Here is a 19,819-nt window from a genome sequence, read left to right on the forward strand (position 1 = left end):
TATGGTTCAGCGCACGCGTGGTAGTGTCTTGTGGGCTTCGGCGTAACGTGCGCGAACCGCTGGTTTCGAAAGCTTGCCGGTGGCGACGCGGGGCAGCGGGTCGGCCGAATAGGCGACGTAGCGTGGCACCTTGTAGTTGGAGAGTTGCGTCTCGCAATGCGCGATCAGCGCGACGACGTCGACTTCGACGGGGCCGTGATAGACGATCATCGGCGTCTCGGTGAACTTGGGGTCGGGGGCGGCGATCGCCAGCACTTCGACGATGCCGGGGAACTCGCTCACCACCCGCTCCACCTCGGCGGCCGAAATGTTCAGCCCGCCCGAAATGATCAGGTCCTTGAGCCGATCGACAAAAGTCAGCAGGCCGTGCTCGTCCATCACGCCGATGTCGCCCGAACAGAGCCAGCCGTCGCGGATCGCCTTGGCAGTCTCTTCCGGGTTGCGCCAATAGCCCTGCATCATGCCGGGCGACCGCATCAGGATCTCGCCGGTCTCGCCCGGATTGCAGCGGCTGCCGTCCGGCCGCACCACCTTGACGTCCATGAAGATGCCGCCCCAGCCGCATTTCTCGGGCGCAACCATGGCGAGATGCTCGGGCATGATGGTGGCGTTGCCGCCGATCTCGGTCTGGCCGTAGATCTGGCGCAGCACGATGCCTTTGGCGGCATAGGTCTCCTGCAGCGCCCGGCTGACTCGCGCACCGCCCACCGTCGCCATGCGGATTGCGGAAAGATCGGCATCCGCGAAGCCCGGGCATTGCGCGATCGCCTCGAAGAAGACGGGCACCGCGCCGAACAGGTTGATCCGCTCGTCCACGAGGATGCGCAGCGCCTCCTCCGGCACGAAGCTGTTGAGCATGTGGCAGGTGCAGCCCAGCGTCGAATAATGCATGAACTGGACGAAGCCTGCCGAGGTGTTGAGCGGCGCCAGCGAGATGATCCGCGATCCGGGCGAGGCGGCGGGCTCCTCGGCTGCCCAGGCGGCGGCGTAGGCGGTCATCGAGCGGTTGGTGAAGACGACGCCCTTGGGCTTGGCCGTCGATCCGCTGGTGGCGATGATGACAATCGGATCGTCCGGCAGGGGGTCGTGCGCCACCACCGCGGCCTCACCCTCGCGCAGCGCGGTGATGTCGGCGATCTGTCGCACGTCCATGCCCGCGGCGCGCACTTTCTCCTCGTAGTCGGGCAGCGCGAATACGAAGCGCGGCTCGGTCGTCTCGACGAGGTCGGCGATCTCGCGCGTCGTATAGCGGAAGTTGATCGGGTTGCAGATGCCGCCGGCCCGGATGATGCCCATCAGCAGCGCGCAATAGGTAGGACTGTTGGTCGCACAGATGCCGACCCGGTCGCCAGGCTCGATGCCGTCCGCGATCAACCGCGCCGCGATCCGCTCGGACCAGGCGTGGAGCTCACGAAAGGTCAGCCGGTCCTCGCCCACCACCAGCGCGGGCTGGTCCGGGCGCATCCGGGCCCACCAGGCGAGAGCGCTCGGAATGGTCTGCGGCATGACGGTGTCTCCTGAAAGATCAGCGGCTTACCTGCGCGTCGTCGACCGTGATGCAGGTGCCCGTCACGAAGTGCGAGGCAGGATCGACGAGATAGAGCAGGGTGGAATCGAGGTCGCCCGGCTGGCCGATGCGGCCGCGCGGGAAAGATCGGGTAATGCCATCGCCGACGCGCTCGATCATCCCGTCGGTCATCTCGGAGGCGAAGAAGCCGGGTGCGATGGCGTTGACATTGATGCCGTAGGGCGCCCATTCGATCGCCAGCGTCTCGGTCAGCCGCGCGATGCCGGACTTGGTAGCGCAATAGAGCGCCGCCGAGGTGCTTGCGGTGTAATGGGCGATGCCGATCGAAGCGAGATTGACGATCCAGCCGCGCCGCTTCGCTGCGATGAGCCGTCGCGCGGCCTCGGTTGCAACCAGGAACGGGGCGCGGAAATTGGTGCCGATCACGGCGTCGATCTTTTCGAGCGCGAGCCGCGTCGCATGGCCGGCATCCGGGATGCCAGCATTGTTGACCACCGTGTCGACCAGTCCGAACGCCGCCTCGGCGGCGTCGAAGGCACCAGGGATGGCAGCTGCGTCGCAGACGTCGAGCGCATATGCCCTGGCGCAACCACCGGCCTCTTCGATCGCCGCCACAGTATCGGCAAGCGCCGCCTCGCGGCGCCCCGTCACCAGCACCGATGCGCCGGCGTTCGCGAGCGTCAGAGCGAAGCCCCGGCCGAGGCCGGAGCCAGAGCCCGTCACCAGCGCGACGCGGCCCTTCAGGCGATCGCTGGTCTGCGCTGAGCCGATCATGTCGGGCAGGCTCATATGGGGTCTCCCCCTGTCTCGAGCGGCGAGTGCCGGTGGAGATAGGCGACGATGGCGGCGTTGAAATGATCGTTGCGATCACCGACCAGCATGTGTCCGGCCTGCGCGACATCGACGACATCGAGGCGCGGCACCATCCCGGCGAAACGCACGACGCCCGAATCGCTCACCACGTCGCTGTGCAAACCGCGCACCAGCAGCACCGGAAGGTGCTCTAGCGCCGCGAGCGCCAGCGTCGATTGCTGGACGACGGCGTGATGCTTCTCCGGCTCGGATTCGACTATCCGCGGGTCCCAGTGCCAACGCAATCGTCCGTCTTCGCTGTCTCGCAGGTTGCGGCGCAGGCCGATTGAGTCACGCGGGCGAGGGCGATCGGGATTGTAGGCGGCGACCGCGTCCGCCGCTTCGTCTATCGACCCGAAGCCCTGCGGATATCGGCGCATGAAGCCGACGATCCGGTCGATCCCCTGGCGTTCCGGATGAGGCACGATGTCGACCAGCACGATCGCCCGAGGGCGCAGGCCCTGCGCCACGGCATGGATCGCCGTGGCGCCGCCCAGCGACGCGCCGACCAGCACGAAGCGGTCCCCGGCCAGCGCCGCGATCGCCTTGAGATCGGCGGCGCGATCGTCCAGATCGTACGCGCCGGCGCTGGACCAGGCGCTGTCGCCATGGCCCCGCGCGTCGAAGTTGATCACCCGGTAGCCGGCGTCGATGAGTGTGCGCACCGCACCCGACCAGCTGTGCCGGGTCTGGCCGCCGCCGTGGAGCAGGATGACTGCTGGCGCGCTCTCCGGCCCGCCGACGTCGGCCGTCAGACGCACGCCGTCCGCCGCGACGACGTCGACCGTGCGGATCGTGCCATCGGTCATGCGACTGCGGCCTTGGCGCGGGTCTTCTCGATCAGCGCATACACCGCGGGCTGTGTCGGTTCCAGGACGCCGGATTCCGCCAACGCGGCAGCGTCTGCTTCGTCCATCCCGATCCATTCGCGAACGATCTCGATGCTCTGTTCGCCGGCGAGCGGGGCGGGGCGCTGGGCGGGCTCGGTATGGCGCGTCGAGCGATACTGGTGGCGTTCCGATACGACTTCCTCATCGAGGAACGGGTGGCTCTCGCAGCGAAACAAGCCACGCTCCGTGAAATAGCCGAAGTCGAGCAGATCGCCCACGCGCAGCATCGGTGCGGAGGGCACGCCGGCTGCCTGCAATGTTTCGGCGATTTCCGCAGGTGCGCGTGGGGCGCACCACGCGGCGACGCCTTCATCGATCCGCATGCGGTGCGCGCGCCGCCCTTCGGCGGTGGCGAACTCGGGATCGGTCAGCCATTCGTCATGGCCGATCGCACCGCAGAGCGCCTTCCAGTCGGCCTGGCCGCGCACCGTGATCACCGCGAAATCGTCCTCGCCAGCGGCGGCGAAGACGCCCCATGGCACGTCGCGCGGCTTGGCAAGAGGCTCGCCGCGCGAAACGCGCGCGGCAGCCGCACCGGCATGCGCCAGCATCACCTCGGCCTGCGCGACGCTTGCCGTGCCGCCGACACCCGTGCGCAGGCGACGGATCAGCAGGGCAACCGCGCCGATCGCGCTTACCCGCCCGGCGACATGATCCGGATAGATGGTCACCGAATCGCTGAAGCTTTCGGGATCGTCGGGATAGCGCCACAGCTCGGTAAGTCCGGTCGACGCGCGGACCAGCGGGCCGTAGCCGAGCCGCTTGCTCCACGGGCCGTCCGCACCGAAGGCCGAGCTGTCGACCATGACGATCCCGGGATTGGTCCGGGCGATCACCTCATGGCCGATGCCGAGCGATTCCAGCGTGCCCGGCTTGAAGTTCGAAAGGATGACGTCCGCCGTTGCCGCGAGCTTGAGGAAGACCGCCCGTCCGCCCTCGGATCGCAGATCGATGCCCAGGCTGCGCTTGTTGCGGTGACCGGCGGCGAAGCTGACGGAAAGACTGTAGGGAAGATAGGATTGACGATTGCCGTCCGGGAAGGCGCGGCTCTCCACCTTCACAACGTCGGCTCCGCCGTCCGCGAACAGGCGGCCGGCCTCCGCCCCTACGACGATCACGCCGAGATCGAGCACGCGTAGGCCATCGAACGGGCGATCGATCGCCTCCGCACCGGCGCGCACGGTGGCATCTTCATCGGAAATGTCGCCCGGAACGCCCATGCGCTGGCCATTCACCACCAGCATGCCATTGGGCACGGTGACTGGCGCGCCATCCGGCCCCGGGACCTCGGTGAGCGCGCGCCGTGCCCGCGCATGATCGGAAGCCATGAACTCGCCCAGCGAGAGCAGGCCGGCGATCGGCACACCATGGGCCTGGCCCTCGCGCTCGAGCATCTCCCTCGTCTTGCCGGCGAAATGCGCGGTGATGGCGGGCAGCAGCCCGTGCGACTTGTAGCGGGTGACGATCTGGTCGAATTCGGGCGCGGCGAAGGCCTCCGGTTCGCCCATCCACCGGAACATGCCGCGCCATTGCCGGGGCGCGAGCAGGCAGATGCGGACATGCCCGTCGGCACAGGGCAGGATCGGATATTGTATGCCCTTGACCGGCCGGTCGCGGTTCAGCGCGCGCGCCGGGCGTCCCATGGTGGCGCTGCCGCTGATGCCGAAGCCGGGATCGAGCGCCTGCACCGCGCCGTCCAGTGCCGAGAAATCGAGATGTTCGCCCTCGCCGGTGCGCAGTGCGCGGTAGAGCGCGGCGACGAGAAGATAGGCACCCTGCGTGCCGGCGCACTGGAAAGCCAGTTCGCCAGGCGGCAGCAGGGGCGCGTGGCCGCGGATGCCCGATCGCGCGAGCTCGCTCGAAAGCGCGTGGAACACGGGATCGGTCGCCTGCCAGCCGCTATAGGGGTTGCCCGCGCCGAACGGGCTGACGCTCATCCAGACCAGCGCCGGGTTGCCGTCGAGAAATGGCGCCGGATCGCGCCCATTATCGTCCACCACGATATGCGCGTCGGCGATCAGCCCATCCAGCGTCGCCCTGTCGCAAGGAGTGGCGTGGCGAATCTTGCCGGTATTGGCGACGATATCGTCGATCGGATCGAGCGAAGTTTCATCTACCAGCCGATCGACCCGTGCGCCGAGCTCCGCCAGGGTGCGGGTGATCGGCGCCAGCGGCCCGGAGACGCAATCGACGACGCGGATGCCGGCGAGCGGACGATCGATCCGGGTGGGCATGGCCGTTGCGTCTTCCAACCGTCAGGCCGTCGGCCCGCGTTCGAAACGCGGCAACGCTTCGGGGATGTCGGCCCAAGGCAACGCCGAGCAGGTATAGAGGTGGAGGCCGGGCGCGAAGCGCGCGGGATCGTCAAGTGTTCCCGCCTTGATCGCCACCAGCGCGGGCTGCGCGGAGGGCGTCGAGCGGATCGGCGAGCCGCAGCTGCCGCAGAATTCGCGCTTCACCGGCTGACCGCTGTCGGTCTCGGGATCGTCGTAGGCGGAAAGCTCGCCCTCGATGCGGACGTGCCTGGCCTTCATCACGAGGTTGACCGAGAAGGCGCTGCCCGATTGGCGACGGCAACGCGTGCAATGGCAGACGGCCACCGCGAGCGGCGGCGACTCGAGCGTGTAGCGCACTTTGCCGCAGTTGCAGCCGCCTTCGATCGCTTCCTCGCCCACGCTTATGTCCTTAATCGATTGATGAACCGATATCCGCTTATGCGGGGACGATCGCGCTTTGTAAACGGGATTGGAAGGGAAAAGCGCCGGCTCCGCATCGCGCGAGGCCGGCGTCGGATGTCACTTGGCGGGTTCGAGTGCCTCGGTGCGCGCCACCGCTTCCTGCGTGCCGCGCGGCGGGTGGCCGAGCATCGCCTTCACCTCCAGGAAGCCCTCGAAGGCATGATCGCCCCATTCGCGGCCGTTGCCGGACTGCTTGTAGCCGCCGAACGGCGCCATCGGATCGGGATGCGCCTGATTGATGATGATCTGGCCGGCGCGCATCCGCGAGGCGACCTCGGCGATCACCTCGGGATCGGTGCCCTGGATGTAGCCGGCGAGGCCGTAGGGCGTGTCGTTGGCGATCTCCAGCGCGTCCTCGATATCCGCATAGCCGAGGATCGAGAGCACCGGCCCGAAAATCTCCTCGCGCGCGATTGTCATGTCGTTCTTCACGTCGGCGAAGACGGTGGGGCGGACGAAATAGCCCTTGTCGATCCCGTCCGGCCGACCCGGCCCTCCGGCGACGAGCGTCGCGCCCTCCGCCATGCCTTTCTCGATCAGGCCCTGGATCTTGTCGAACTGGACCTTCGAGACCACCGGTCCAACCTCGACGCCCGCCTTGGGATCGCCGACCATGATGCCTTCGGCGGCGGCACGGGCGGCGACGATCGCCTCGGCCATCTTGGAGGCCGGCACGAGCATCCGCGTCGGCGCGTTGCAGGACTGGCCGCTGTTGTGCGCGACCGACTTCACGCCCGCGGTGACGGCGGCGGCGATGTCGGCGTCCGCCAGGATGATGTTGGCGGATTTGCCACCCAGTTCCTGATGCACGCGCTTTATCGTCGGGGCGGCGTTGCGCGCCACCTCGATTCCCGCGCGGGTCGATCCGGTGAAGGATACCATGTCGATGTCGGGATGGCTGCTGAGCGCTGCGCCCACCGTCGGACCATCGCCATGCACCATGTTGAACACGCCGGCCGGAACGCCGGCAGCGTGCATGATCTCCGTCCAGATCTGCGCGGAGAAGGGCGAATATTCGGACGCCTTCAGCACCATCGTGCAGCCGCAGGCGAGCGCCGGCGAAACCTTGGCCGCGATCTGGTTGATCGGCCAGTTCCACGGCGTGATCAGCGCGCAGACGCCGATCGGCTCGTGCATCAGCCAGGTCGTCCCGCGCTGCTGCTCGAACTTGTAGTCCTTGAGCACGGTCATCGCCGTCTTGAGGTGGATCTGGCCGATCAGCGCATGGAGGTTCTCGGCGATCTCGGCGGGGGCGCCCATCTCGTCGGTGATCGCCTCGGCGAGATCCTTGCGGCGCGGACGGTAGGCGGCGATGATCGATTCGAACATCTCGATCCGCTCCTGACGCGAGGTACGGCTGAAGCTGCGGAAAGCCTTCTTGGCCGCCGCCACGGCGCGATCGACATCCGTCTGGTCGCCGAGCGCGATCACACCGGCCGGCTGTTCCGTGGCGGGGTTGATCACCTCCCAGCGCTTCGGGGCTGCGGGCTCTACCCACGCACCGTCGATATAGAATTGCAGCGATTCCCGCATGAGGCTCTCCATCGGTCAGTTAAACCTACGATAGTTAGGCGAAGGCGCAGCGGCAAGGTGGATGGGCACACCCAAGTCCAAGAATTTGCTTTGTCGAGGCGCGGCCTCGGGTTAGCTCATGCCATGCCGAGACCGACCAAGCCGATCATCTCCCGCCAGAACGCCTCTGCCGCCGCGCTCGACACGATCGAGCAGGATGGCCTCGCGAACTTCGGCCTCGGCCGCGTCGCCCAGCGCCTCGGCGTCCGCGCACCTTCCCTTTACCATCATTTCGAGAGCAAGGACGAACTGCTTTCGGAAGTCTCGCGCCTGCTGCTGATCGAGGGCACGCTTCCCAAGATCAAGGAGGGTCTGGACTGGCGCGAGGAGATCGTGCGGATCAGCACGGCGAGCTGGCGCTCCGTCCTGCGCCACCCGCATGCCGCGCCGCTGCTGCTGCAATTCTTCCCGCGCACGCTGCTGATGGGCGCCTACGAGCATTGGATGCATGTGCTGGATGTGTGCGGCGTGCCAGCGCGCTGGCACATCACGATCCTCGAAGGATCGGAGAAGTTCACTTACGGATCGGCTCTGTTCGCAGCCTCGGCCCGAGCACGCGGCGTACCGCCCTACGGCGAGATCAATGCCGAGCGGTACCCCTATATATTCGCTGCAGTGGAGGCGCATCCCTTCGACGAAGAAGAGACCTTCGTGCAGGCTCTGCGCGCCTTTCTGAACGGGATGCCGATCGAGTCCTAATCGCGCACTTGAATCCATCGCGGTTGCCGGAATATCTATCGCAGTAAGGTTTTGAGCTAGCTGCGAGGAGAGAGCGATGACAGGCATTGTCGGCGAGGTAATCCGCTGGTGGGCGGCCGAGCAGCCCGAGGCGCGAGCGATCGTCTTCGCGGGCGAACCCGTGAGTTTTGCCGAGGTGCATTGCTGGACCGATCGCGTCGCCGCCGATCTTCGCCGGCGCGGCATCGAGCCCGGCGACCGCGTCGGCATCTTCGCTTCCAACGCGCTCGAATGGTGCATCGCCGCCTTCGGCATCATCAAGGCTGGCGCCATTCTGGTGCCGCTCAACTATCGCTATCAGGCGGCCGAGGTGGCTTCGGTCGCGCAGGATTGCCAGCCGAAGATCGTCTTCACCGACGAGGCGCGGGGCGGGCGGCTAACCGACGTGGACGCGACGGTGCTGCCGCTCTCGGACATCGCGAAGCTGCGGCACGGCGAGGACGTCGCGATCGACTATGTCCACGATCCCGACGCCACGATCGTCATCGCCTACACCAGCGGATCGACCGCCAAGCCCAAGGGCGTGATGTTCACGCACCGCACGACCATCGCCTACGCGCATGAATCGATGCTCAACTGGCCGGTCTACCGGGTCGGCGCGAAGTCGCTGAACATCCCGCCGCTCTATACCGGCGGCGGCACAGTCCAGCTGCTCCATTTCATGAATCTCGGCATGACCGCCTTCATCGAACCCGAATTCAACGTCGAGCGCACGCTCGACCTGCTGATCGAGGAGAAGATGGAAATCCTCTGCGGCGTGCCGACCTTCCTCGAATGGATCGCGCAGTCGCCGCGCTTTGCGGATGCCGAACTGTCACACATTCAGCTTTCGGCGGTGGGCGGCGCGCGCGTGCCGATCGAGCTGCAAAAGGCATGGCTGGAGAAGGGCGTCGTCGTCCGTCAACTCTACGGCCTCACCGAAGGTGGCGGCAACACCAGCATCATGTCGAAGGAGGGCGCGCTCGATCATCCCGAGCAATGCGGGCGCGGCGGGATCTTCACGCAACATCGCGTCGTCGATCCGGACGGCAAGGATTGTCCGCCGGGCGAGCCGGGCGAAATCTGGGTGCGCGGGCCGGCGGTGATGAAGGGGTATTGGAATGCGCCCGAGGCGACCGCCGCCGCCTTCACGAACGGCTGGCTGCGCACCGGAGACGTCGCCGTTGCCGACGAGCAGGGCAACATGCAGATCATCGACCGGCTCAAGGACATGATCATCTCGGGCGGGCTCAACATCTGGCCGCTCGATATCGAGGCGGTGATCGGCGCCATGCCGGGTGTCGACGAGGTGGCGGTGATCGGCACCCGGGACGAGCGCTTCGGCGAGACGGTGATGGCGGTGATCCGCAGCACCTCGGGCCTGCAGATCCCGCAGGTGATCGAACACTGCAACGCCCACCTCGCCGACTACAAGGTGCCCCGGTACGTGGTGGTGCAGGAGGAGCCGTTGCCGCGCCTCGCCACGGGCAAGCTTTCCAAGCGCGAATTGAAGGCGCGCTATGCCGACGCGGAGACGATGCTGGTGAAGGTGCGCTGACACTCCGGAAGGGGAAAGATTGCGATGATCGAGATCCATCACCTGAATATGTCGCAGTCCGAGCGGATCATCTGGCTGATGGAGGAACTGGGCCTCCCCTACGCGCTCAAGGCCTACGCCCGCGATTCCGTGACGATGCTGGCGCCGCCCGAGTTGGCGGAGGTCCACCCCCTCGGCTTCGCGCCGGTGATCCGCGACGGCGATCTCGTGCTCGCCGAATCCGGGGCGATCGCCGAATATGTCTTGGAGACCTATGGCGAGGGGCGGCTGCGCCACGCGCCGGGCACGCCCGGATATGCGGACTATCTCTTCTGGTTCCATTACGCCAACGGCACGCTGATGCCGGCCACCATGCTGGGCTTCATGGAGCTGCAGCTGCGCGACACCGGGCATCCTTTGCTCACCCATTTCCGGGCGCGCATGGATCGCAGCATCAATCTGCTCGACAGCAGGCTCGGCGTGTCGCCCTACGTCGCGGGCGCCGACCTGACGGCCGCCGACATCATGCTCCACTTCCCGCTCGGCACGATGCGCGGGATGTTCCCGATCGACCTCTCGACGCGCCCGCACATCACCGCCTGGCTCGATCGTATCGCCGAACGCCCAGCCTACAGACGGGCGATGAAGGCGGCCGGGAACGCAGTCTGACCTCCAGACCCTTGGCTTGACTCGTACGTGCGGGAAGCGCAATTTAATCTAACAATAATAGATAACAGGTGCTGCCATGAACGTGATGAGCAAGGCGATCGAGCCGGGCCGCCCGGGCGAGGGGCCGCCTAGCGCCGGGCAGATCGAGGCGGTGCGCAAGCTGCCCGACAATGCCAAGCCCAACTTCCCGGCCGTGACCCGCAGATTGAGCTCCGAAATCTATTTCGGCGAGGAACGCTACCGGCTGGAGCAGGAGCGCGCCTTCCGCCGTCTGCCGCTGGCGATCGCGCCCTCGGCGATGCTGGCGCCCGGCACCTACGTCTGCCGCAACGGCTATGGCGTGCCGATCATCGTGACGCGCGACAAGCAGGGCGAGGCGCACGCGTTCCTCAACGCCTGCCGTCACCGCGGATCGCGGCTGGTGCAGGACGAGGATGCGAAGAAGGCCGGCCTGTTCGTCTGCCCCTATCATGCCTGGAGCTACGATCTCGCCGGCAAGCTGCGCGGCGTTCCCCGCGAGGAGGTGTTCGAGCCGCTGGACAAGCAGGCGCTCGGCCTCGTCGAGCTGAAGAGCGAGGAGCGCGGCGGCATCATCTGGGTGAAGATCGACAAGGATGCCGATGATGATTTCTCGCATGTCTCGGACGAACTGATCTCCGATCTCGATGCGCTGGGCGTCGCCGACATGTATTTGTTCGCGCATCGCCGGCACGACGTAGCGGGCAATTGGAAGCTGATCCTCGATACCTTCCTCGAAGGCTATCACGTCATCCGTCTGCACGCGAACACGCTGGGCAACCGGTTCGAGGATACGGTGACGCAGGTCGACCGGCTCGGCTCGCATCTGCGCCAGACCTCGGGCCGGCCGAAATTCACCCGTGTTCTGGCCGAGGAGCGAGCGCATTCGATCGACCTGATCCGTCGCGCCGTCACTTTCGTATACACGCTGGTGCCCAATTGCGCGCTGATCGTCAGCCAGGATTATGTCAATTTGCTGGTCTTCTCGCCCCAGGGGCCGGCGCGGACTCTGGTCGACAATTTCATGCTGACCAACCGCGATCCTGCCGATGACGAGAAATTGCGCGACAAGTGGCAACGCTCGCTCGATCTCACCGACGGACAGGCGTTCCCGGAGGATTTCTTCGCCTCGGCCGAATGCCAGGTCGGCCTCTCATCAGGTGCGGCGCCGGACGTGTATCTTGGTGGGCTAGAGACGGCGATGATCGTCTATCACGACCTCCTCGACGAGATCCTCGGCCAGGGAGCGGCGGCATGAATGTGGACACGGCGGCGATCGCGGTCAGCCGGGAACGGCTGCTCGGCGGCTGGGAACTCGAGATCCTGCGCCGCTTCCGCGATGGCGCCTTCCACCGCGAGCCGATGGGCTCGGGCGCTAAAGGGCGGCTGATCTACGACGCCTCAGGCGTGATGTCCGCCTTCCTGATGAGCCTCGGCTGGCAGCGCGGCGAGGCGGCGGCGCACTGGTCCACCTTCTTGTCCTATTCCGGGCCATGGACGCTGGAGGGCGATACCGTCACCCACCATCTCGACATGTGCGCGATCCCCCAGCTGATCGGCACCCCGCTGGTCCGCTACGTCAGCTTCGAGACGCCGGACCGGATGTTGCTGCGTACCGCCGCCCACACGACCGGCGATGGCCACCGTTCGCACGACGAGCTGATCTGGAACCGCCTGGGCTGACGCCGGCCTAGGCGTCCTCGAGGATCAGGTCGGCGGCGCGCCAGGCGGTAACCATCGCCGGGCCGTTGGTGTTTCCCGCGACGATGAACGGCAGGATCGAGGTGTCGACCACGCGCAATCCCTCGATGCCCCGTACGCGCAGACGCGGATCGAGCGGCTTGCTCTCGTCCGCGCCGGCCTCGACGCTGCCGGAGGCGTGATAGGCGCCGTTGCCCATCGCGTCATAGGCGGCGATGATCTGGTCGTCGCTGGCGAAATCCCGGCTCGGGCGCGTCTCACCCTTGATCAGCGGGCCGACCGGCGCGGTCGCCATCATCTCGCGGGCATAGTGCATCAGGTCGACCATCTTTTGCCGGTCGCCCTCGTCCAGGTGATAATTCGGCACGATCTCGGGCAGGGCGCGCGGATCGGATGAGCGTGCCATCACCGTGCCGGTTGATTCCGGACGCAGGATGTAGAGGCATAAGTGCATGCCGCCGACCGGCTCCACCTGCACGACGTTTGGGAAATCGAAGCTGTAGGGCGCGATCAGGAATTGCGCGTCGGGCCGGTCGAGGCCCTTCTTCGTCTTGAACCAGGCGCCGGCCTCGTAGGTGGCGGACGACATCGCGCCGCGCCGGGTGAGATAATATTCCGCGACGTTCTTGACCAGCCGGGCGCCGCGATACTGGCGGTTCTGCGAGACCTTGTCGTCCGTGCGGAACTGCATGACGAGCGCGCGATGCTCGCGCAGGTTGTAGCCGAGGCGCGGGCTTTCCTGCACCAGCGGCACGCCGATCGCGCGCAGGTGATCGGCCGGGCCGATGCCGGATCGCTGCAGGATCGCGGGCGACGCCAATGCGCCGGCGCTGAGCAGCACCTCCTTGCTCGCGTTGAAGCTGACGGGCGAGCCATCGCGCGCGCCGCTCACGCCGGTCGCGCGCTTGCCGTCGATCGTCACCTTGTCGACCGTCACGCCGGTGACGATGGTGAGGTTGGGCCGGCCCTTGATCGGATTGAGGAAGGCCACCGCCGCACTCTCGCGCCGGCCCTTGTAGACGGTGCGCGGCGCCCAGCCGCAGCGCTCGTCGTCGGCCGGATCGTTGACGTCCTCCTTGCGCGTCATCCCCATCGCAACCGCTGCCTCGATCGTCGCCTCGGTGAGGTCGTCGCGATTGTCCGGCATGGTGATGTGGAGCGGGCCGGAATCGCCGCGCGTCTCGGCCGCGCCCAGCTCGTGATTCTCCAATTCCTTGTAGGCCCGGCCGATCTTCTCCCAGCTCCAGTTGGCGCTGGTGGTGGCCGCCATCGCGTCATAGTCGGCGGCCTGGCCGCGCACGTACATCATGCCGTTGACCGCGCTCGATCCGCCCAACGTCTTGCCACGTGCCCACATCTCCTCGAGATTGTTGGTGTAGGGCGCCGACTTGGTCATAAAGGGCCAGATCAGGCCGGGCGCCGCCATCGCCTTGGCGATGCCCTTGGGCATGTGGATGAAGGGGTTCCTGTCCGGCCCGCCGGCCTCGATCAGCAGCACCTTATTTTTCGGATCGGCCGAAAGCCGATAGGCCAGTACGCAGCCCGACGCGCCCGCGCCGACGATGATATAGTCGTAGCTTTCCGCGGCCATGTCCGGCTCTCCCTCTCCGCTTTAAAGGCAGGGTTAATCGAGCGATTGACTCCTCGCAAGCCATGGGCCACTCCTTGATCGAAAAATCTAATTCCATTAGACTGAGGGCAAGGCGCTAGACGCCTGAGAGGAGTTTGGATGAAGGGATTGGGTGCCGACGGGCCCTATTGGGACGCCCTCTCCGCTGGCGAGCTGAAGCTGCCGCGTTGTGCCGACTGCGGCCACTGGCACTGGCCGGCGCCGTTCCGCTGCGCGGACTGCGGAAGCTGGTATTTCGAGTGGGTGGCGACCCCGATCGAGGGCGACCTCTACAGCTGGACGCGCACCTGGCAGCCCTTCGACGGAACCGAAAATCTCGGTACGCCCTATGTCTCCGTGCTCGTCGAGCTGCCGGAGGCCGGCGGTATCCGCTTGCTCGGCCTCGCCGCCGATACCGAAACGCCGAAGATCGGCACGAAGATGACGGGGGCGATCGCTTCCAGCCATGTCTGGGGTCGCGACGTCCCGATGATTCGCTGGTCGGCGGTGGCGGCATGAGCGCGCGCTTTCCCGTGACCACCGCCGTCGCCGGCATCGGCGTGCGCCAATACAAGCGCGGCACCGCGCCGCTGCCCGAACAGGGTGTGCTGGTCGGCGCGATCGTCGATGCCTGCGCGGATGCCGACATCGACCCCGCCGACATCGACGGCTTTGTCTCCTACGGGGACGACCATAACGAGCCGACCCGACTGATGAAAGATCTCGGCACGAAGGATCTGTGCTGGTCCAGCCAGATCTGGGGCGGTGGCGGCGGAGGGATTGCCGGTGCCTTCGGCCTCGCGGCGGCGGCGATCATGACGGGGCAGGCCAGCACGGTCGCGGTGTTCCGCGCGCTGGTGCAGGGCAATAGCGGTCGCCTCTCGGGTGCGGTGATGGCGCATCACCTGAACGACCATCTGATCGGCACGGGCCTCGTCGCCCCTGCGCTCGAATGCGCTATGCGCGCGCAGCGAATGATGGAGCATGACGGCGTGCCGGCGCAGTGCGTCGAGGATCTCGTCCGCGCCTCTTATTATCACGGCTCGCGCAATCCAAAGGCGGTCACCTACGGCAAGGACTTGGACGTCGAGGTCTATCGCAGCTCGCGCCTGATCTCCGAGCCGTTCCACCTGTTCGATTGCTCGCGGGAGAATGACGGCGCCGGCGTGTTGATCATGACCTCGGCCGATTGCGCGAAGGACCTGAAGCAGAAGCCGGTCTATCTGCGCGGCGTGGCGCAGGGCGCGGGCAAGGGCTGGGGCGATCTCTGCCAGAACGAGCCGAATTACTCGTCCGCCGGCTTCGAATCGGTGGCGCGGCGGCTGTGGGCGCAGACCGGCCTCGGGCCGCAGGACATCGATGTCGTCCAGCTCTACGAGAATTTCGCGCAGCAGGGCATCGCCTCGCTGATCGACCACGGCTTCTGCACGGTGGAGACCGTGTCCGAGGTGCTGCGCTTCGAGAATCTCATCGCGCCCTCGGGCAAGCTGCCGGTCAACACCGGCGGCGGCAATCTCGCCCAGGGCTTCATCCACGGCATCGGCATGGCGATCGAGGCGATCGAGCAATTGCGCGGCACCTCATCCAATCCGGTGCCGGGCGCGCGCAACTGCCTGCTCGCGGGTGGCCCCGGCGCGCCGCTCGTCAGCTCGGCGATTTTCTCGACGGACCAGGAGTAGAAACCCGGCCCGCAGTCCTGGGAGAGGCTTGCGATGTACGACATGATCCTGAAGAACGGCACGATCGTCGACGGCAACGGCGGCGCGCCGTTCGTCGCTGACCTGGCGATCACCGACGGCAAGATCGCGGAGATCGGCCGGGATCTCGGCCCGGCGAGGGAAAGCCACGACGCAACCGGCAAACTGGTGACGCCCGGCTTCATCGATCCGCATACCCATTATGACGGGCAGGTGACGTGGGACCCGGACGTGATGCCGAGCTCGCAGCACGGCGTCACCACCATCGTCATCGGGTCGTGCGGCATCGGCTTTGCGCCGGTGCGCCAGGGCACCGAGGACTGGCTGATCACGCTGACCGAGGGTGTCGAGGACATTCCCGGCACCGCGCTGCACGTCGGAATCCCGTGGAACTGGCAGAGCTTCCCCGAATATCTCGACGCGATCGCGCGGCGCGAGTTCAAGCTCGATATCGCCGCTCACGTGCCGCACAGCGCGGTGCGTGCCTACGTACTCGGCAAGCGCGCCGAGACCGACGAGCCCGCGACCCCCGCCGAGCTGGACGAGATGGCCGATATCGTCCGCTCATCGATCGCGGCGGGCGCGGTGGGCTTCGCCACCTCGCGCGTCACCATGCATCGAGGATCCGACGGCGGCATCCTGCCCGGCACGACGGCCGCCGAAGAGGAACTGGAGGTCCTCGCCGCCGCCATGGCCGAGGCCGGCGGCGGCGTGCTGCAGCTGATCCCGTCTGGCATCACCGGTGGCGTCGAGGGCGAGGCTGGCGAACAGACCATGGCTGGTATCGGCCATCTGCGCGACAAACATTCGCTCTCCGCCGAGATCGAGATGATGCGCCGCCTGCACCGCAAGACCGGCCAGCCCGTCACCTTCACCTTCGCGGAAGGGATCGCGCTGGGCGAGGCCGAATATGCCAGGGCGAAAGGGGTGATCGCGCAGGCGATCGAGGCTGGGGAGGACATCCACCCGCAATATTCGCCCCGTCCGGTGGGCGGGCTGATTACGCTGGACAGCTACCACCCATTCACCCAGCGGCCGGGCTATATGGCGATCGCTGCGCTTCCCATGGCCGAGCGCGCCAAGCGGATGGGCGAGCCTGCGGTGAAGACGGCGATACTCCGCGGGGCGGACGTGATCCCGCAGACCGCCGACCCCTTCAAGCATATCTTTGCCACGCTGCAGGCGAACATGGATGCCATCTACAGCCTCAACGACACCGACTACGAGCCCGATCTCGGGCAATCGATGGGCGCGCAGGGTCGCGCGCAGGGCCGCGACCCGCTGGAGATATGCTACGACGCGCTGATCGCCGACGAGGGGCGCGGCGTGCTGATCTGGTTCTCGACCGGCTATATCGACGGCGACCTGCGCAAGAAGGAAGCCTGTATCGCCGATCCCCAGTATCTGATGGGGCTGGGTGATGGCGGCGCGCATGTGCAGTTCATCTGCGATGCGAGCTTCCCGACCTTCCTGCTCTCCTACTGGGGACGGGACAGGAAGAAGGGGCGCACCTTCCCGGTCGAAGCGCTGGTCCGCAAGGTGACGCGCGATCCCGCCGACCTTTACGGGCTCGCCGATCGCGGCGTGCTGGAGGTCGGCCGCCGCGCCGACATCAACGTCATCGATTTCGAGCGCCTCGCGATCGGCAAGCCGCGCCTGGTCGAGGATTTGCCGGCCGATGCCAAGCGTTTCCTGCAGGACGCGACCGGCTACGATCTCACAATCGTCGCCGGCGTGGTCACTCGCCGGGGCGACGGGCCGACCGGAAGCTATCCGGGCCGCCTTGTCCGCCGTCGCCACGATGGCGCCAGGGCGAAGCTCCGGGCGGAGGCACTGGCGGCCTGAGCCGCAGCACAAGGACCGATGATCGATCCCAGCGCGATGGCACCCCGTCGCGCACCGGGAACGCGCGCCCATCATAGCATTCCTGAACGCGATTAATTGCTCGATGAAACCAATTGCGCGCGTAATCTACGATTGTTAGATATCGAAGAAAGCCGGCGCCGACCGGCATGTGGCGAGGAGCAGAGCGAGCCGGAACGACGGCCGCCGATGGAGGGGATAGTCCGATGACGACGACCGATCGTACAGCCGTGCGCTTGTCCGCGTCGGTTTCCGCACTGGCCATCGGGCTGGTAGCGACAAGCAGTGCGCTCGCCCAGTCGGCCAACGCCGCTCAGGGCCAGGCCGCTGTGATGCCCCCGCCTCCAGCCACCACGCAGGACATCGTCGTCACCGCGCAGCGCCGCTCGGAGCGGCTGGTCGACGTGCCGATCGCGGTCAGTTCGGTGTCGGCCGCGAAGCTCGAATCCTCGGGCGTCGCCTCCGTGCTCAACCTGCCGCAGACCGCCACCGGCCTGCGCCTCGATTATTCCGGCCCCTATGTGCAGCCGACCATCCGCGGCGTCGGCAGTCCGCTGGTCGGCCCCGGCCTCAATTCCAACGTCGCCGTCTATGTCGACGGCTTCTACGTGCCCAACCCGCTGGGCACCGATTTCCAGTTGCTGAGCGTGACCGGCGTGCAGGTGCTCAAGGGGCCCCAGGGGACGCTGTTCGGTCGCAACGCCACCGGCGGCGCGATCCTCGTCACCACCAGCGATCCCTCCTTCGACCCGACGATGACCACCAAGATCAGCTATTCTAGCTTCAACAAGGTCAATGCCAGCACCTACATGTCGGCCGGCAGCGGCATGTTCGCGGCCAATATCGCGGCGTTCTACGAACGCGGCGACGGCTACATCACCAATATCAATACCGGGCAGAAGGTCTCGCAATATCGCAAGTGGACGGTCCATCCCAAGCTGCTGTTCAAGCCCAGCGACACGGTCAGTTTCGTGCTCGGCTACCAGCACAGCATAGTCAACGACCCGTCGCCGTTCCTGACGAGCAGCTATGACGGATTGACCTCGGCTCAATATCTGGCGCCGGGTGTGCCGATCGCCACCGGCTCCAAGGAGACCTCCAACGGCGCTCCGGCCAAAAGCACGCTCAACAGCAACCTTGTCACGCTGACCGGCAAGGCCGATTTCGGCTTCGCGACGCTTTCCTCCTACACCCAGTATCGCAATGACAAGTCGAACCTTGCCGGCGATTACGATGGGACGATCGCCCCGATCATGGCGCCCCGCTGGCGGGTGTGGGACAAGACCTTTACGCAAGAGCTCAATCTCGCGTCGAAGCAGGGCGGCCCGCTCACCTGGGTGACGGGTCTATATTATTACCACAACAAGAACCAGTATCCCGGCTATATCGTCACCATCGGCGGCGGTGCGCCGTTCGAATATTTCCGCTCGATCTCGCGCACCAAATCCTATGCCGCTTTCGCCGATGCGACCTACGAGGTGCTCGATCATCTCTTCCTGACCGGCGGCCTGCGCTACAGCGTCGACAAGACGCAAGGGCAGTTCCTGTGCAGCGCCTGCGGCGGCCTGGCCGGCGAGGGCAGCAAGACCTTTCGCAAGCTCACCCCGCGCGCCAACGTCCGCTACGAACTGGGCCGCGCGACCAACGTCTATTTCTCCTACAACAAGGGCTATAAATCGGGCTTCATCCCGGTTTCGGCCTTCTCCACCGTGCCGATCAAGCCGGAGGGGATCGACGCCTACGAAGTCGGCTTCAAGACTGCGCGTGGGCCGTTCCACTTCGACACCTCGGCCTATTACTACAAATATTCGAATCTGCAGGTCGCGGCCTACGTCAATTCGGCAGCCGTCTACCGCAACGCCAAGAAGGCAGAGATCTACGGCGGCGACGCGCAGATCAGCGCCGACCTGACCCGCGATCTCAGCCTCAGCCTCGGCGTCACCTACACGCACGCCCAGTACAAGCAGTTCGGCGACGCGGTGGACTATGTGCAGGATACCAACAAATTCCTGCCGGGAACCGACACGCCCAACCCGAGCTACGGCTTGTTCCTCCATCCCAACGTGCCGGTGGACGGCAACGTCATGCCGCGTTCGCCGCGCTTCAGCGGCACCGCTTCGGCGGACTACAAACACAAGTTCGGCTGGGGCGACATCCACCTCGATGCCAACCTCTTCTATACCTCGAAATTCTATTTCGACTCACCCGAGCGGTTCAGCCAGAAGCGCTACGCGCTGCTCAACCTGCGTGCCGGTTACACCACGCCCGATGGCCATTTCGGCTTCGACGTCTTCGGCACCAACGTGACCAACAGCAAGTATCGCATCCAGGTGCTGCCCGGCGACTTCGCCATTCAACAGGTCTATGGGGAACCGGCATCGGTGGGAGCTTCGTTCACCGTTCACTATTGACCATCAGGGAGACGGGA

The 19,819-nt window shown here is 66.1% G+C and carries 16 protein-coding genes; 9 read left to right on the top strand and 7 right to left on the bottom strand.

Going from position 1 to position 19,819, the window contains the following annotated elements; translation table 11 throughout:
* Positions 1 to 6 precede the first annotated feature (6 nt).
* The 6 genes from HZF05_RS06720 to HZF05_RS06745 form a co-directional block, all read right to left on the bottom strand.
* Positions 7 to 1,506, bottom strand: coding sequence for a class I adenylate-forming enzyme family protein (locus HZF05_RS06720; RefSeq protein ID WP_160363590.1), 1,500 nt, complete (start codon positions 1,504 to 1,506; stop codon positions 7 to 9).
* Between the two features lie 19 nt (positions 1,507 to 1,525).
* A complete protein-coding gene (locus HZF05_RS06725) occupies positions 1,526 to 2,317 on the bottom strand; it encodes an SDR family NAD(P)-dependent oxidoreductase (protein ID WP_246331650.1) in 792 nt (263 codons plus the stop codon).
* Complete coding sequence (locus tag HZF05_RS06730; protein ID WP_160363591.1) at positions 2,314 to 3,189, bottom strand: alpha/beta fold hydrolase; 876 nt, start codon at positions 3,187 to 3,189, stop codon at positions 2,314 to 2,316. The genes HZF05_RS06725 and HZF05_RS06730 overlap by 4 nt, the downstream gene beginning before the upstream one ends.
* The gene (locus HZF05_RS06735; RefSeq protein ID WP_160363592.1) at positions 3,186 to 5,504 is read right to left on the bottom strand and encodes a CaiB/BaiF CoA-transferase family protein; all 2,319 of its coding nucleotides are present in this window, start codon (positions 5,502 to 5,504) and stop codon (positions 3,186 to 3,188) included. The genes HZF05_RS06730 and HZF05_RS06735 overlap by 4 nt, the downstream gene beginning before the upstream one ends.
* A 21-nt stretch (positions 5,505 to 5,525) precedes the next feature.
* Positions 5,526 to 5,945: a GFA family protein gene (locus HZF05_RS06740; RefSeq protein WP_160363593.1), complete on the bottom strand. Its 420-nt coding sequence runs from the start codon at positions 5,943 to 5,945 to the stop codon at positions 5,526 to 5,528.
* Between the two features lie 120 nt (positions 5,946 to 6,065).
* Positions 6,066 to 7,541, bottom strand: a complete 1,476-nt coding sequence (locus HZF05_RS06745) for an aldehyde dehydrogenase family protein (RefSeq protein WP_160363594.1) — start codon at positions 7,539 to 7,541, stop codon at positions 6,066 to 6,068.
* Between the two features lie 123 nt (positions 7,542 to 7,664).
* Between HZF05_RS06745 and HZF05_RS06750 the strand changes: the two genes are divergently transcribed.
* From HZF05_RS06750 to HZF05_RS06770, 5 genes are all read left to right on the top strand, one after another.
* Entirely contained in the window at positions 7,665 to 8,279 is a 615-nt protein-coding gene (locus HZF05_RS06750; protein ID WP_160363595.1) for a TetR/AcrR family transcriptional regulator, read from the top strand.
* A gap of 76 nt (positions 8,280 to 8,355) precedes the next feature.
* The gene (locus tag HZF05_RS06755; RefSeq protein WP_160363596.1) at positions 8,356 to 9,855 is read left to right on the top strand and encodes a class I adenylate-forming enzyme family protein; all 1,500 of its coding nucleotides are present in this window, start codon (positions 8,356 to 8,358) and stop codon (positions 9,853 to 9,855) included.
* Positions 9,856 to 9,879: 24 nt separating this feature from the next.
* On the top strand, positions 9,880 to 10,503 hold the full coding sequence (locus HZF05_RS06760; RefSeq protein WP_160363597.1) for a glutathione S-transferase family protein: 624 nt from the start codon (positions 9,880 to 9,882) through the stop codon (positions 10,501 to 10,503).
* 76 nt (positions 10,504 to 10,579) lie between these two features.
* On the top strand, positions 10,580 to 11,779 hold the full coding sequence (locus HZF05_RS06765; RefSeq protein ID WP_160363598.1) for an aromatic ring-hydroxylating oxygenase subunit alpha: 1,200 nt from the start codon (positions 10,580 to 10,582) through the stop codon (positions 11,777 to 11,779).
* On the top strand, positions 11,776 to 12,204 hold the full coding sequence (locus HZF05_RS06770) for a lipocalin-like domain-containing protein (RefSeq protein WP_160363599.1): 429 nt from the start codon (positions 11,776 to 11,778) through the stop codon (positions 12,202 to 12,204). Before HZF05_RS06765 ends, HZF05_RS06770 begins: the two co-directional genes overlap by 4 nt.
* A gap of 7 nt (positions 12,205 to 12,211) precedes the next feature.
* Here the strand turns inward: HZF05_RS06770 and HZF05_RS06775 are convergent, their stop codons facing one another.
* Positions 12,212 to 13,813 (bottom strand): GMC family oxidoreductase, encoded by a 1,602-nt coding sequence (locus HZF05_RS06775; RefSeq protein ID WP_160363600.1) that lies wholly within the window; start codon positions 13,811 to 13,813, stop codon positions 12,212 to 12,214.
* A gap of 138 nt (positions 13,814 to 13,951) precedes the next feature.
* Between HZF05_RS06775 and HZF05_RS06780 the strand changes: the two genes are divergently transcribed.
* From HZF05_RS06780 to HZF05_RS06795, 4 genes are all read left to right on the top strand, one after another.
* On the top strand, positions 13,952 to 14,350 hold the full coding sequence (locus HZF05_RS06780; protein WP_160363755.1) for a Zn-ribbon domain-containing OB-fold protein: 399 nt from the start codon (positions 13,952 to 13,954) through the stop codon (positions 14,348 to 14,350).
* On the top strand, positions 14,347 to 15,510 hold the full coding sequence (locus HZF05_RS06785; protein ID WP_160363601.1) for a thiolase C-terminal domain-containing protein: 1,164 nt from the start codon (positions 14,347 to 14,349) through the stop codon (positions 15,508 to 15,510). Before HZF05_RS06780 ends, HZF05_RS06785 begins: the two co-directional genes overlap by 4 nt.
* A gap of 33 nt (positions 15,511 to 15,543) precedes the next feature.
* Positions 15,544 to 17,373, top strand: a complete 1,830-nt coding sequence (locus HZF05_RS06790) for an N-acyl-D-amino-acid deacylase family protein (RefSeq protein ID WP_160363602.1) — start codon at positions 15,544 to 15,546, stop codon at positions 17,371 to 17,373.
* A gap of 224 nt (positions 17,374 to 17,597) precedes the next feature.
* Positions 17,598 to 19,802 (top strand): TonB-dependent receptor, encoded by a 2,205-nt coding sequence (locus HZF05_RS06795; protein ID WP_160363603.1) that lies wholly within the window; start codon positions 17,598 to 17,600, stop codon positions 19,800 to 19,802.
* Positions 19,803 to 19,819: the final 17 nt, after the last annotated feature.

The organism is Sphingomonas chungangi, from assembly GCF_013778325.1.
Classification (GTDB): domain Bacteria; phylum Pseudomonadota; class Alphaproteobacteria; order Sphingomonadales; family Sphingomonadaceae; genus Solisphingomonas; species Solisphingomonas chungangi.